We start from the raw sequence: 12,923 nt of genomic DNA, 5'->3' as shown, positions 1-12,923 counted from the left end.
AAACAGTTGGCTTCGATCTCGGGGACTGTTTCTAGGGTGCGGCGGAAGACATTCTGTTTTGTACCTTCTCTGTCCAATAGAGTCCCGATTAGGGTAATTTTGACGAGATTATTTTCATTTGGTTCAAGTTGATCGTCACCGGCAATATCATCCCCGACGCCCACTCGCTCGTCAGGTTTGCGTGTGATCTTGACGACAATCCCAATGAGATGTTGCCCCGCTCGGCTGCTTTGCAATACTGCTAGACGATTGACTTGAAGCCGCTTCAGTCGATCTAGATTGTCGACACGAATTGTTACTGCGACCGTATCAACGGAAATAACCGCTCCAAGAGCCTCTGAATCTTCAAAATCAAAGATAGTCATGCCAAATTCCTAAAGTACGAGTTTGCGGAAGCCTTCCAATGACCAAAGGTCGTCTTCTTCAATCTCTACGCCGTGTGGAGAACTGGACGAGAAGACTCGGCAGCCCGTCCCGGCGCGTTCAATTCCAAGATAATTCTGCCCGGCGTGGCTCTGTAAGAAGCTCTTAGCCTCGTCCGTGAGAGTTCGCGCAAGCACCACGGTAGGTACATTCATTTCGCGGCAACGCTTGTTGATCTTCGGGTGGATGTGCTCGTCGCGGAACCCATATCCTACACAAAGGAAGCCCTGAGCTCCGTTCAATGCCCTGTCAGCCCCCGCCATGGTCGAGCGGAAAGGTTCTTCCTGGGTTTTTTGGTATTTGTTTAGCCCGGGAGTTACGATCTGTGGCACTAAGTTCCCATCTGGCAAATTGAATGCCGGCAGCCCGATGGTTTGACCGTCCGCTAGCTGGAACCAGTCCAGCGAACCGTGTACTTTCCACAGCCGCGCGGTTCGAGTTTGCTTGTTTCCTCGGAAAAAATGTAGCTCTGGATCGCTTGCCCAAGTTTGGAAGTATCCAGGTGTGAAGCCGGTCTGAAAGAGTACGCCTACCGAGTTGCATGCGTATTCGACAATTCGATCATAGTTGGTAGTGATGATGTCGACAGAACTATTGCTGCTGCGAAAGAGTGCTTTCAGCACATCGCCGAGTGCAAGAGCGGTAGGGGCGGCAGCGAGTTCCCGATAGATCTCGGCGTCTTTCGCATTCACGCATTCCCAAGTCACCCTTACAATTTTCTGGAGGAGAGATTTTGGAAGGGTTTTCCCGTCGAGGGCTGCTTCAAGATGGTCTCCGCTGCTGAGAGCGGTGCGAACAAGGAGCCAGCCACTATCCTCTTCGTCGCCTTCCGGCGTGATATTGGAGACCAGAAACTTCTGCAGGTCTCCCATGCTAGGAAGGCCGTGAGGCATTGAAGCGCCACTCCCTAGAATGATTGTTGGATGCGCAGTGAAACATCTTTGTGCGAGCTTAGCGAGTTCATCGATGTTCATGCAGCGGGTCCATTAAGCAATGATTTTGTCTACCATGGTTTCTGAGTCTGCGAGATGGAAAGAAGAATTGATGCAAATCTTTCCACATAAGCCCTAGCAACTCTGTGAGTCGTCGAGCCAGTCAGATGATCGTGCGTGTGGAAGAATAGCTTCCATCCCTGTCACCATCTGTCAGCATACACCGTGGATAAACCGCCCCCGTTTTTCCACGCCCTCCCAAACCTCCCGTACAATTCCCTCAGTTTCTCCTGCGGGAACGCCGGTCGCGACGGTGGCATGCGGGGAGGAGCCGGCGCCTCCGGCAGCGGGCCAACGTAGCCTGTTGCCCGGGGAGGTTCCGTCCAAAGGTTCCCCTCCGGGTACTACGCCCCAACGCAAAAAACCCCGGCGGTTGGCCGGGGCTTTTCAGAACATGCAGCTCGGTCAGAACTTGTACGCTAGGCCCAGCCTGACATCGTGGGTTTGATACTCAAGGTCGGTATCAAGCATGCCGCTGGGTAGGCCGGTGTGGCTGTTCGATCCAAAATCGGAATAGCGGTATTCGGCGCGGGCGATCAGATTGTCGGTAAGGGCATGTTCTCCGCCCACGCCGACGGTCCAGCCGACAAGCGTGTCGGAAATCTTTTCCCTGACGACGCCAAAATCGCTGACGGTCGCTTCGGTATGCGCGAAGGCGACACCGCCGGCGGCGTACACCATGGTGCGCTGGTCGATCGCGTAGCCGGCTCGTGCCCGGATCGCAGCCGTCCAGTCGATGCTGCTGGTCCAGGTCTCATCGGGAAATGAGCCGATATCGTCCCAAATGAAGTCGTTTCCGTCAGCGTTCGACAGGGCGAAGTCGCCTTCGAGACCCGCTATGAAGCCGTTGTCGAATTGATGGTTGTAGCCGGCATAGACGCCGCCGATGAAGCCGTCAGGATCGGGATTGGAATATAGGACCGGTACTTCAGGAAATGCCACCGAGGTCGATCCCCAGAGATAGCCGGCCTGCAGGCCGACATAACCGCCGGTCCAGACAAAGCCGGCTGGCGCCATCTCGGGTGCAGCTTCGATAGACACTGCATCGGCCGCAAGGGCGGACCCCGCAGCGGCGAGCAAGAAAGTTGTAGCAAGAAGAATCGATTTCATCATGTCCCCCAAAACGGAATAGTCCATGGCTTTAGAAGAACGTAGTTGATTTTATGTTAACGGCAGGAGCTGGCAGGTACTGCGAGAAGTACACGGCCATGTGGCTGAAGACGATGGGCGCAAGCGTTTGTTTGATGTCATCAGGCGTTGTCTGCGTCAGTTGCCTGAGCTCGGACAGGTCCATCCTGTCACCATCTGTCAGCAATCATCGTGGAGAAACCACCCCTGTTTTTCCACGCCCTCTCCACCTCCCGTATCATTCTCCTCGCGATCTTCCACGGGACCCCGGTGCGCACCGGGCTCGGGGGGAAGCGCCGGTGCCGGGCTGGTGGGAGGTCGGTTCTCCCACTGGGTGATGAGCCCCCAAGCCCGGGCCTTGCGGCGGCTGGCGGTGAAAGCCGAGGCGACTGAGCGGGGCAAGAACACCGAGCGGGGCGCGAACGTCGCGCCACATATTATCAATAGGAAGGCACGGCCTCGCGCCCCGCTTCCCGAACTTTTCATCACAATGGCCAGACCGGCAACGGGGCGTGGCAAAGGAGAGGTGCGCCGGACAGCACCCCCCCTCTGTCCTGCCGGACATCTACCCCGCAAGGGGGGAGATTGGCAGTGTCAGGCGGGGCGCCCGTTCTGCAACATGTCGTTCAGTAGGAGGCTGGTGATTGGCGAAAGTCGAGGCGATGGTTGATCTCCCCCCTTGCGGGGGGAGATGTCCGGCAGGACAGAGGGGGGTGGGCGGGAATGAGAGCGGGCAGGTTTGCGCCGCCCCTCATCCGCCTCCCGAGCCTGTCGAGGGCGGGGCACCTTCTCCCCGTAAACGGGGCGAAGGAAAAAGAAGCCTACAGCAGCCCCGCCTGTTCGGCTTCGCGCTTCAAATTCTGCCGTGGGCGCGGGCCGATCTGCTGGATCACCAGGCCTGCCGCCAGCGAGCCGAGGTCGCCGCAATCCTTGAGGGAGCGCCCTTGGGTGTAGCCGTAGAGGAAACCTGCGGCATAGAGGTCGCCGGCGCCTGTCGTGTCGACAAGCTCGCGGATTTCGGTCGCCTTGATGACCACGGTTTCATCGCCGCGCACGATCACAGAACCCTTCTCGGAGCGGGTGACGGCGGCGATCTTRCAATCCTTGCGGATCTGTTCGAGCGCTTCGTCGAAGGACGAGGTCTCGTACAGCGACTTGATCTCGTGGGAGTTGGCAAAGACGATGTCGACGGTGCCCGAGCGCATCAGCTCCAAAAACTCTGCGCGGTAGCGGTCGACGCAGAACGAATCCGACAGCGTCATCGACACTTCGCGGCCCGCCGCGTGCGCGTGCGCCGCGGTCAGGCGGATCGCTTCCTTGGCCAGCGGCGGGTCCCACAGATAACCTTCGAAATAGGTGACCTTGGCACCGCTTGCCTTGTCGGCTTCGACGTCGTTTGGCCCAAGCTCGACGCAGGCGCCGAGATAGGTGTTCATCGAGCGTTCGCCATCGGGGGTGACGAAGATCATCGAGCGCGCCGTCGGCGGGGTGCCGGCAAGTGGCGCGGTATCGAAGGCGACGCCCTGGGCATGGATGTCGTGGGTGAAGATGTTGCCGAGATGGTCGCGCGACACCTTGCCGAAATAGGCCGCGCGGCCGCCGAAGCTGGCGATACCGGCCGCCGTATTGYCGGCCGAACCGCCCGAGGCCTCGATCGCCGGGCCCATGCGCTGATACAACAGCTCGGCGCGCTCGGCGTCGATCAGGTTCATCGCGCCCTTGATGATGCCGTTGTCGGCCAAAAAGGCTTCATCGCATTGCGCGATGATGTCGACGATGGCGTTGCCGATGCACAGCACGTCATATTGGCTCATCAGGGTCTCCGCGGCGGCGTGCCGTTAAGGTGGACAAAACCGCTCCGCAATAACGGCTCGCGCGGCATTTGCAAACCCCGCGAATTTGTCGCGGCGCCGCTTGAGGCCTTGCGGTGCGCTGCCTATCTCTTGGAGCGAACAGGGGATGACCAACGAAATGATACTCGACGCCGCCCGCACTGCTGCAAGCCAGCTCTTCACGCCAGCGTTCCGACAGGTGTTCCTGAAGACGCTGGGGCTGACGTTGCTTGCGCTGGTCGCCCTGTGGTTCGGCCTCCGCGAGGTCTTCGACTGGCTCGCCTGGCCGTGGATCGAGGCCATGCTGCCCGGCCTGCCGGCCTGGACCGGCTGGCTCGGCCTGATCGCCGCCGTGATTGCCGGCATAGGCCTGGCGTTGGGGCTGGCGCTGCTGATCGCGCCGGTGACGGCGATCGTGGCCGGCCTGTTCTTGGACGATGTCGCCGAGGTCGTCGAAAAGACCGACTATCCCAGGGATGCGCCCGGCCGCCCGGTGCCGGCGCTGCGCTCGCTCGTGTTGGCGATCAAGTTCTTCGGCATCGTCATTGTGGGCAATCTGCTGGCGCTGCTGCTGATGTTCATCCCCGTCGTCAACATCGGCGCCTTCTTCCTGGTCAACGGCTACCTGCTCGGCCGCGAGTTCTTCGAATTCGCCGCCATGCGCTTCCGTTCGGAGCAGGAGGCCAAGGACTTGCGCCGCCGCAACGCCGGCACGGTGTTTCTGGCCGGACTCGTCATATCAGCCTTCCTGGCCGTGCCGATCCTCAACCTGCTGACGCCGCTCTTCGCCGCGGCGATGATGGTGCATCTGCACAAGGCGGTGTCGGCGAYCGAGATGGCAATAGCCCGGGCTTAGCGCTCGTCGGCGGCGAACAGCGTCTGCAGTTTGCCATAGGGCATGCCGTCGCGGGAAAACTCGAACGTGCCATGGCCCAGCATCTCGCGCGACGCCCGCTCCATCATGCCGAAGGCATAGGTGGTGAGCTTCGAGCCGAGCGAAATGCGCTTGGCACCCGCCTCGGCAAGGACCGCGACAGAAAAGCCCGGCACCGCTAGCACGTTGACCGGCTTGCTGACTGAGGCACACAGCGTGCGGATCATGCCGATGTCGGTAATCCCAGGCGCATAGAGCACGTCGGCCCCGGCTTTCTCGAACGCCTGCAGCCGCCTGATCGTGTCGTCGAGATCGGGCCGGTCCCACAGGAAATTTTCCGAGCGCGCGGTCAGCACGAAATCGTGCTTCAGCGCGCGTGCGGCCTCGGCCGCCGCGGCCACCCGTTCGACGGCGTGCGAAAATTCGTAGATCGGCTTGTCGGCTTCGCCGGTGTGGTCCTCGATCGAACAGCCGGCAAGGCCAGCGGCTTCGGCAGCAAAGATCGTCTCGCCGGCACTTTCGGGGGTGTCGCCCTTGCCTTTTTCGAGGTCGGCCGACACCGGCAGGCCGGTGGCATGCGCCATGTCGCGGCAATGGTGGATCATCGTCTCAAAGCCGACGCCGCCGTCGGGAAGACCGCGCGAAAAGGCAAATCCGGCACTCGTCGTCGCCAGCGCTTCGAAGCCGAAGGAGRCCAAAAGCTTGGCCGTGCCGACATYCCACGGATTGGGAATGATGAAGGCGCCGGGCGCCTCGTGAAGTTTCCGGAAAACCGCGCCCTTGTCCATCGCCTAGCCCTCAAGACTGAACCGCACCAAGGGGATACTAGCCCGGACTTCTGGACCTCACAAATCCCCATTTCAGGGGATGGGGATCAATCCTGCCAGGCTGCGCATGTCGTTGAACAAGACACCGCCGGCGGCGGCAAGGCCGTCGCGGTCGGAATGCGGGTCGCCGTGATAGGCAAACACCCGCATGCCGGCAGCAGCCCCGGCCTGGGCGCCGGCGACGCTGTCTTCAATGACGATGCAGTCGGCCGGCTCAACGCCCATCTTGCCCGCCGCATGCAGGAAAAGATCGGGGAACGGCTTGCCGCGCTCGACCATGGTGGCGGAGAACAGCACGTCGCGGAAATGCTCAAGCAGCCCGGTTTGGCCAAGCGTCATGTGCATCTTGCCGACGCGCGCCGAAGACGCCACGCAATAGCCGATGCCGGCAGACTTGACCGCATCTATGAAGGTCTCGATATGCGGGATCGCCTGCACGCCGCTGCCAAACAGATCAGGCAGCTCGCGATACCAGCGCTCGACGAAGTCAGGCCCGAGGCTGATGCCCGTCGCCTCGACTTCTTTTTGCACCGATACCAAGCTGCGCCCGACGAATTGCCGGCGGCACTCCTCGTAGCTCACCGGATAACCGGCTTCACTCAGCCAAGACGACAGTCGCCGGTTGGCCAGCGGCTCGGTGTCGACGAGCACGCCGTCGCAGTCGAAGATGACGAGCTTGGGCGCCCTCATGCGGTGCCGGTCGAGCCGAAGCCACCGGCGCCGCGTGTCGTTTCGCCGGCAAGGTTACGTTCCTCGATCGAAGCGCGGGTCACCGAAGCGATCACCATCTGGGCGATGCGCATGCCGCGCTCGACGTAGAAGTCCTCGTCGCCGTGGTTGATCAGCAGCACCTTGACCTCGCCGCGATAGTCGCTGTCGATGGTTCCGGGCGTGTTGAGGCAAGTGATGCCGTGCTTGAAGGCAAGGCCGGAGCGCGGACGGATCTGGCCTTCGAAACCTTCGGATATTTCGAACACCAGGCCTGTCGGCACCAATGCGCGCTTGCCGGGCAGGATCAGGAGCGGACGGTCGTCGGGCACTGCGGCGCGCAGGTCCATGCCTGCGGCACCTGATGTCTCGTAGGACGGCAGGGGCAGCTCGGCTGAGTGCGGCAAGCGGACGATCCCGATGACGGGGGCGGAAGAGTTTTCAGGGGCGGATTTCATGGCGGCGATCCTATGGGACGGTCATCGAAGAACGTCAATCCCGATATCTGCGCTCTATGTTTCAGATGAGGCAACTGTGTGGTTTTCGCCATGCGCCGCAGCGAAACGCAGCTGCAACCTGGGTCAGATAGACATACGCACGCCGTTTACGTTTTGTTATCCATGCTGGCTGAGTCTGGGCGACGTCTGCGCCCACGATTGCGGGCCCAAATTGGGATCGATGAGCCATGTGCCGATGGGCTGCCTATCTCGGTGATGAGGTCTTCCTCGAAGACATCGTGACAGCGCCTTGTCATTCGCTGATTGCCCAGAGCCACCACGCCCAGGAAGCGAAGTCGCCGACCAATGGCGACGGTTTCGGACTCGCCTGGTATGGCGACCGTCCGGAACCGGGCCTCTACCGCGACATCTTGCCGGCGTGGTCCGATCCCAACCTGAAGAGCCTGTGCCGGCAGATCAAATCAGGCCTGTTCCTCGCCCATGTCAGGGCGTCGACCGGTGGTGCCACCAGCCGATCCAATTGCCACCCATTCATCTCGGGCCGCTGGAGCTTCATGCACAATGGCCAGATTTCGAGCTTCGAAAAGATCCGCCGCCGGCTAGAAGCGAGCATCGGCGACGAACTGTACGACCAGCGCCAGGGCACGACCGATTCCGAACTGTTCTTCCTGCTGATGCTGGAGGAGGGGCTCGACGCCGATCCGCAAGGTGCGGTCGCGCGCGCCACCCGACGCGTCGTCGCGGCAGCGTATAGCGCCGGCATCGATCCGCAGCTGAAGCTCACCGCCGCCTTCAGCGATGGGGAGAGCCTGTTTGCGGTGCGCTACGCCACCGATGCGCATGCGCCCACGCTCTACACCAGCGACCATCGCAGTGGCCGCTGCATCGTCTCGGAGCCGTTCGACCGCGAAGGCCAGAGCTGGCAGGCGGTGCCGCCGTCGAGCTTCGTCACCATGACGCGGGATGGCATGTCGATCCGCACGTTTGAGCCGGCGGCTGAAGGCTTGCGCGCTGCCGAGTAGAATCGCCGATACATCAATGATGCGTCAGCGCGTGGTTCATCGGCTCCCAGTACATCTTCTGCCAGCCGTCTTCGAGCGTGTGGTGCGTCGACCGGGGATAGCCGCTCTGGTCGAAGACAAGCCTGGTGCCGGTGCCGTCGGCCTGCAACTCGAAGCGGACGATCGAAAAGATACCCTCGGGCCAGGCGCGCGCCCGCCAAGTCTGGACGATGCGTCGGTTGGGCACCAGCTCGACGTTCCGCGCTTCGATGTCGCCGCCGAACATCGACACTTCGCCACCCTCATGGGGTGAGATGTGGGCTGCGCGTCCGCCCGTCATCGCCTGGAAACGGGAGGAATTGAGCAGCAGGTCGTAGATGTCTTTCGGCGTGCCTTTGAAATGAACTTCCTGATGGATGGTCATGGCGACCTCCTGGATCGCTGGTGCATGACCCGGAAAATCGGAATCGATTTTCGGAAAGGGTCATGCGCAACTTCAAAGCTACAGCGTCCTTTGCGCGTCCCAAAGGACGCGCGGCGCTGTAGGGCAGCGTCGCATTGATCGACGCCTTTGCGCATATTTTCTGCCTGTCGGTTGTAGCCGTCAACGACGACATGCAGCCCGAGCACGATGCCGGGGCCGCATGTCGCGAAGGGTTCGGTTTCGGGTCAGCCCGCAGCGTCGACCGCCGCGCCGAAGCCTTGAAGAATGCCGCCCCAGCCGCCTTCGGAATCGAGCATCACGGCCGTTTCTTCGGCCTTCGGGCCCATGTTCTCGAGCAGCCGGTGTTCGAGATCGACGCGGGTTCCGCCGCCTGCAAGGGCAACGAACCTGATTTCGATTTCGGTAAGAAGGTCGGGATCGAATTTCCAGTCCGTGCCAATGCGCCAGGCGAGCACGATGCGCTGCGGCGGCTCCCAGGCGATGACATCGCCCCATGGGCATTCGCTGCCGTCTTCGCCGGTCTCGTACCAGCGCCCGCCGGCACGGGGCTCGATGGTCGCCGTCTTGAGCGGGGCGGCGCCTATGCTGTGGGTCTTGGGCCACCAGCTCGAAAAGCCCGATGTGAAGACCTCGAAGGCGCGTGCCGGGCTTGCCTTGACGGTGACCGAGCGGCGCACCGGCGATGGCGAAATCGTGACTGTCATGTCTGGTCCTCCTTGTCCGCCTTGAGCTTGAATTCGTCGAGTACGTCGCCCCAGAGTTGATCGAGCCATGCCCGCATGCGGCCAAGGCCGGCCGGGTCGATGTGATAGATATTGCGCGCGCCCTGAGGTTCCATACGCACCAGCCGCGCCTCCTTGAGCACTTTGAGATGCTGCGAAACCGCAGACTGCGACACGGGAAGTCCGCGCGTCAGCTCCGCCACCGAACAGGGCCCCACGCTTACACGCTCGAAGATCATGCGGCGCGTTGGGTCGGCTAGAGCGGTGATCTGCGAATAATCATAAGTCATAACTAATGATAAGTATAAACTGATGGTAAGTCAACCACGTTGGAGACGCACCTGAAAATGGCCACGCCGGTGGCTCCTGACAGCTCCTTGGCAGGAGAGAGATTGTAGTTTCGCGGATCGGTTCGTATCTGCGCAGGAGGCCCCGCATGCGAAATGTCGCACAGGGGCCTGCGCGGGGGCGCAGTGCAGGGACGAAAGACTGATGACGGAAGACCCAACACAAGCCGCGCCGGCGCTCAAGGAGATTTTCGACCGGGCGCGTCTTCGCCACATCGCCCATGAAACGGCATCCATCGCGCCAGGGTTCGATGCGGAAAAATTCATGGTGCTTGCTACCGAGAACCTCGACGAACTCGGCATCATGCAGCGTATGCGTCTGACGGCGATGAGCTTGCACGCCAGCCTGCCCGGCGGCTTCGAGGACGCGATTGGGGTTCTCCATGAGCTCGCACCGCGTATCCAGCATGGCTTCGCATCGATCGTCCTGTCCGAACACGTCGCGCTCTATGGCAAGGGTCATTTCGACCTGTCGATGGAGGCGCTGAAATTCTTCACCCGCTTCGGATCGGCCGAATTCGCCATCCGCCATTTCCTGGCTCAGGATTTCGACAGGACCCTTCAGGTGATGCGTGGCTGGGCGCTTGATGACAACGAACATGTGCGCCGCCTCGCCAGCGAGGGCTCGCGCCCGCGGCTGCCATGGTCGTTCCGGCTCAAGCGGCTGATCAAGGATCCTTCGCCGACGGCGCCGATCATCGAGGCGCTGAAATGCGATTCCAGCCTCTACGTGCGCAAATCGGTGGCAAACCACCTCAACGACATCTCCAAGGACCATCCCGACAAGGTGATCGACCGCGTTTCCGCGTGGGACATGGACGACAAGAACACCGCCTGGATCGTCAAGCATGCGCTGAGGACAATGATCAAGAAGGGCGATGCACGTGCGCTTGGCGCCATCGGCACGACAGGCACGCCGATGGTCCGCGTCGAGGCATTCGCGGTGTCGCCGGCCGCCATCATGCTCGGCGGCCGCATCACGCTCAAGGCAAGCCTTGCCTCGACCGCCGCGGCAGCGCAGCAGCTGGTGGTCGACTATGCCGTCCACTACGTCAAGAAAAGCGGCGGCAGCGCGAAGAAGGTCTTCAAGCTGAAGGAGATCAACCTGCCGGCGGGCGGCCAAAGGGAAATTTCGATCAGCCAGGCGGTGCGCGATTTCACCACGCGCAAGCACTATCCCGGCCATCATCTGATAGAACTGATCGTCAACGGCGAGACATTGGCCGAATCCGGTTTCGAGTTGAGGGGATGATCTGCGCCAATTCCTCGACAGCCGCCGGCCCCGCTGCTAGAAGCCCGCGCAAGGAATAGTGGCGGACGGCCTGTTTCCTGCCGGTTGCGGTGCGCCGTGACGGCTCTGCCTTTTTCGGGCAGGGGAAAACTGGCTGTCTCCCGACTGCACAATAGGAATCCCCGATGGCTGAAGACATCGAAAAGGCGGTGGCGCGCCGCCGCACTTTCGCGATCATCGCGCACCCTGACGCCGGCAAGACGACGCTGACCGAAAAGCTGCTGCTGTTTGGCGGCGCGATCCAGCTTGCCGGTGAGGTCAAGGCTAAGAAAGACAAGATCCAGACCCGCTCGGACTGGATGAAGATCGAGCGCGAGCGCGGTATCTCTGTGGTCACCTCGGTAATGACCTTCGAATATGGCGACAACGTCTTCAACCTGCTCGACACACCCGGCCACGAAGACTTCGCCGACGACACCTATCGCACGCTGTCGGCGGTCGACAGCGCCGTCATGGTCATCGACGCCGCCAAGGGTATCGAGCCGCGCACGCTGAAGCTGTTCGAGGTCTGTCGCTTGCGCGACATCCCGATCATCACCTTCGTCAACAAGATGGACCGCGAGGCGCGCAACACCTTCGAGATCCTCGACGAGATCGAAGAGAAGCTGGCGCTCGACACCGCGCCGATCACCTGGCCGATCGGCCAGGGCAAGACGTTTTCCGGTACCTATCACCTCGCCCAGAACGCCGTGCGCCACGGCGATGCCGAAAAAGAGCGCACGCCTGTCCACGGCCCCGACTCCAACCGCGCCGCCGGCCTTCTGCCCGACAATGAGCGCCCGGCCTTCATCGAGGAGCTGGAGCTGGCCCGCGAGGCGTGCCGGCCCTTCGACCTACAGGCGTTCCGCGAAGGCCATCTGACGCCGGTCTATTTCGGCTCGGCGCTGCGCAATTTTGGCGTCCGCGACCTGATCGAGGCTTTGGGCGAGATCGGCCCGCCACCCCGTGCTCAGGAAGCCGACACGCGCAAGGTCGAGGCGACGGAGGAGAAGATGACGTCGTTCGTCTTCAAGATCCAGGCCAATATGGACCCCAACCACCGCGACCGCATCGCCTTCGTCCGTGTCTGCTCGGGCGAACTCAAGCGCGGCATGAAGGCCAAGCTGGTGCGCACCGGCAAGCAGATGAGCCTGTCGGCGCCGCAGTTCTTCTTCGCCCGTTCGCGCATCACCGCCGACGAAGCCTATGCCGGCGACGTGGTGGGTATCCCCAATCACGGCACGCTGCGCATCGGCGATACGTTGACCGAGGGCGAGGACATCCTGTTCCGCGGCGTGCCTAATTTCGCGCCGGAAATCCTGCGCCGCGTCCGCCTCGGCGATGCGATGAAGGCCAAGAAACTCAAGGAAGCGCTGCACCAGATGGCCGAAGAGGGCGTGGTCCAGCTGTTCCAGCCCGAAGACGGCTCGCCGGCCATCGTCGGCGTCGTCGGTGCGCTGCAGATCGACGTGCTCAAGGAGCGGCTGTCGGTGGAATACACGCTGCCGGTCGACTTCGAGATGGCGCGGTTTTCGATCTGCCGCTGGATCGACGCCGACGACAAGGCCGATTTGCACCGCTTCATCGAGAGCCATCGCGGCGACATCGCGCGCGATCTCGACAATGATCCGGTGTTCCTCGCCCAGCACGAATTCTCGCTCAACTACGAGGCCGAGCGCTGGAAGTTGATCCGCTTTGCCGCGATCAAGGACTATCAGGTCCGCGACATCGTCGCGTGATCCCAGAAAGCGGAGCGGCTTTGCTGCTCCGCCTCTCCGTTTCGTCATTCCGTCATGTAAATCGCCTAATGACATTTCGGTGCCGCTGTCGACCCTGGTCCAACCCAAGGTGGGTGACAGTGCGACACTTGAGATGTTCAATGCGCCGTTGCCTGTC

At 61.6% G+C, this 12,923-nt stretch carries 14 protein-coding genes; 4 read left to right on the top strand and 10 right to left on the bottom strand.

Going from position 1 to position 12,923, the window contains the following annotated elements:
• The 4 genes from AC1DUU_RS01965 to AC1DUU_RS01950 form a co-directional block, all read right to left on the bottom strand.
• The coding region (locus tag AC1DUU_RS01965) for a hypothetical protein (protein WP_476781728.1) at positions 1 to 365 on the bottom strand (365 nt) is incomplete at its 3' end.
• Between the two features lie 9 nt (positions 366 to 374).
• Entirely contained in the window at positions 375 to 1,397 is a 1,023-nt protein-coding gene (locus tag AC1DUU_RS01960; RefSeq protein WP_476781727.1) for an SIR2 family protein, read from the bottom strand.
• A gap of 423 nt (positions 1,398 to 1,820) precedes the next feature.
• On the bottom strand, positions 1,821 to 2,456 hold the full coding sequence (locus tag AC1DUU_RS01955) for an outer membrane protein (protein ID WP_476781726.1): 636 nt from the start codon (positions 2,454 to 2,456) through the stop codon (positions 1,821 to 1,823).
• Positions 2,457 to 3,364: 908 nt separating this feature from the next.
• Complete coding sequence (locus AC1DUU_RS01950) at positions 3,365 to 4,357, bottom strand: adenosine kinase (RefSeq protein ID WP_476781725.1); 993 nt, start codon at positions 4,355 to 4,357, stop codon at positions 3,365 to 3,367.
• Between the two features lie 157 nt (positions 4,358 to 4,514).
• Here AC1DUU_RS01950 and AC1DUU_RS01945 point away from each other — a divergent pair, with 157 nt between their 5' ends.
• Complete coding sequence (locus tag AC1DUU_RS01945) at positions 4,515 to 5,231, top strand: sulfate transporter family protein (protein ID WP_476781730.1); 717 nt, start codon at positions 4,515 to 4,517, stop codon at positions 5,229 to 5,231.
• Here the strand turns inward: AC1DUU_RS01945 and AC1DUU_RS01940 are convergent.
• The 3 genes from AC1DUU_RS01940 to dut form a co-directional block, all read right to left on the bottom strand.
• The gene (locus tag AC1DUU_RS01940; protein ID WP_476781724.1) at positions 5,228 to 6,037 is read right to left on the bottom strand and encodes an isocitrate lyase/PEP mutase family protein; all 810 of its coding nucleotides are present in this window, start codon (positions 6,035 to 6,037) and stop codon (positions 5,228 to 5,230) included. The two genes, AC1DUU_RS01945 and AC1DUU_RS01940, sit on opposite strands and share 4 nt — an antisense overlap.
• A 72-nt stretch (positions 6,038 to 6,109) precedes the next feature.
• On the bottom strand, positions 6,110 to 6,766 hold the full coding sequence (locus AC1DUU_RS01935; protein ID WP_476781723.1) for an HAD family hydrolase: 657 nt from the start codon (positions 6,764 to 6,766) through the stop codon (positions 6,110 to 6,112).
• Positions 6,763 to 7,242 carry a dUTP diphosphatase gene (gene dut, locus AC1DUU_RS01930; RefSeq protein WP_476781722.1) on the bottom strand — a complete coding sequence of 160 codons (480 nt, stop codon included), beginning with the start codon at positions 7,240 to 7,242 and terminating at the stop codon, positions 6,763 to 6,765. The genes AC1DUU_RS01935 and dut overlap by 4 nt, the downstream gene beginning before the upstream one ends.
• A 227-nt stretch (positions 7,243 to 7,469) precedes the next feature.
• On the opposite strand from dut, the gene AC1DUU_RS01925 reads away from it, so the two are divergent.
• Entirely contained in the window at positions 7,470 to 8,264 is a 795-nt protein-coding gene (locus AC1DUU_RS01925) for a class II glutamine amidotransferase (RefSeq protein WP_476781721.1), read from the top strand.
• 13 nt (positions 8,265 to 8,277) lie between these two features.
• Here the strand turns inward: AC1DUU_RS01925 and AC1DUU_RS01920 are convergent, their stop codons facing one another.
• From AC1DUU_RS01920 to AC1DUU_RS01910, 3 genes are all read right to left on the bottom strand, one after another.
• Positions 8,278 to 8,667, bottom strand: coding sequence for an SRPBCC domain-containing protein (locus tag AC1DUU_RS01920; RefSeq protein ID WP_476781720.1), 390 nt, complete (start codon positions 8,665 to 8,667; stop codon positions 8,278 to 8,280).
• 245 nt (positions 8,668 to 8,912) lie between these two features.
• On the bottom strand, positions 8,913 to 9,392 hold the full coding sequence (locus tag AC1DUU_RS01915; protein WP_476781719.1) for an SRPBCC family protein: 480 nt from the start codon (positions 9,390 to 9,392) through the stop codon (positions 8,913 to 8,915).
• On the bottom strand, positions 9,389 to 9,700 hold the full coding sequence (locus AC1DUU_RS01910) for an ArsR/SmtB family transcription factor (protein WP_476781718.1): 312 nt from the start codon (positions 9,698 to 9,700) through the stop codon (positions 9,389 to 9,391). The genes AC1DUU_RS01915 and AC1DUU_RS01910 overlap by 4 nt, the downstream gene beginning before the upstream one ends.
• Before the next feature lie 202 nt (positions 9,701 to 9,902).
• On the opposite strand from AC1DUU_RS01910, the gene AC1DUU_RS01905 reads away from it, so the two are divergent.
• On the top strand, positions 9,903 to 11,009 hold the full coding sequence (locus AC1DUU_RS01905) for a DNA alkylation repair protein (RefSeq protein ID WP_476781717.1): 1,107 nt from the start codon (positions 9,903 to 9,905) through the stop codon (positions 11,007 to 11,009).
• Positions 11,010 to 11,173: 164 nt separating this feature from the next.
• Complete coding sequence (locus AC1DUU_RS01900) at positions 11,174 to 12,766, top strand: peptide chain release factor 3 (protein WP_476781716.1); 1,593 nt, start codon at positions 11,174 to 11,176, stop codon at positions 12,764 to 12,766.
• Positions 12,767 to 12,923 lie beyond the last annotated feature (157 nt).

The sequence above is a fragment of the Aminobacter sp. P4_H6_2 genome, from assembly GCF_056400805.1.
This window is presented reverse-complemented; position numbering and strand designations above follow the sequence as displayed.

Bases quoted from the DNA above. Each gene is read 5' to 3' on its own strand.
- AC1DUU_RS01910 (WP_476781718.1), bottom strand. From the start codon at position 9,700: ATGACTTATGATTATTCGCAGATCACCGCTCTAGCCGACCCAACGCGC.
- AC1DUU_RS01960 (WP_476781727.1), bottom strand. From the start codon at position 1,397: ATGAACATCGATGAACTCGCTAAGCTCGCACAAAGATGTTTCACTGCG.
- AC1DUU_RS01925 (WP_476781721.1), top strand. From the start codon at position 7,470: ATGTGCCGATGGGCTGCCTATCTCGGTGATGAGGTCTTCCTCGAAGAC.
- AC1DUU_RS01935 (WP_476781723.1), bottom strand. From the start codon at position 6,766: ATGAGGGCGCCCAAGCTCGTCATCTTCGACTGCGACGGCGTGCTCGTC.
- AC1DUU_RS01900 (WP_476781716.1), top strand. From the start codon at position 11,174: ATGGCTGAAGACATCGAAAAGGCGGTGGCGCGCCGCCGCACTTTCGCG.
- AC1DUU_RS01920 (WP_476781720.1), bottom strand. From the start codon at position 8,667: ATGACCATCCATCAGGAAGTTCATTTCAAAGGCACGCCGAAAGACATC.
- dut (WP_476781722.1), bottom strand. From the start codon at position 7,242: ATGAAATCCGCCCCTGAAAACTCTTCCGCCCCCGTCATCGGGATCGTC.
- AC1DUU_RS01915 (WP_476781719.1), bottom strand. From the start codon at position 9,392: ATGACAGTCACGATTTCGCCATCGCCGGTGCGCCGCTCGGTCACCGTC.
- AC1DUU_RS01905 (WP_476781717.1), top strand. From the start codon at position 9,903: ATGACGGAAGACCCAACACAAGCCGCGCCGGCGCTCAAGGAGATTTTC.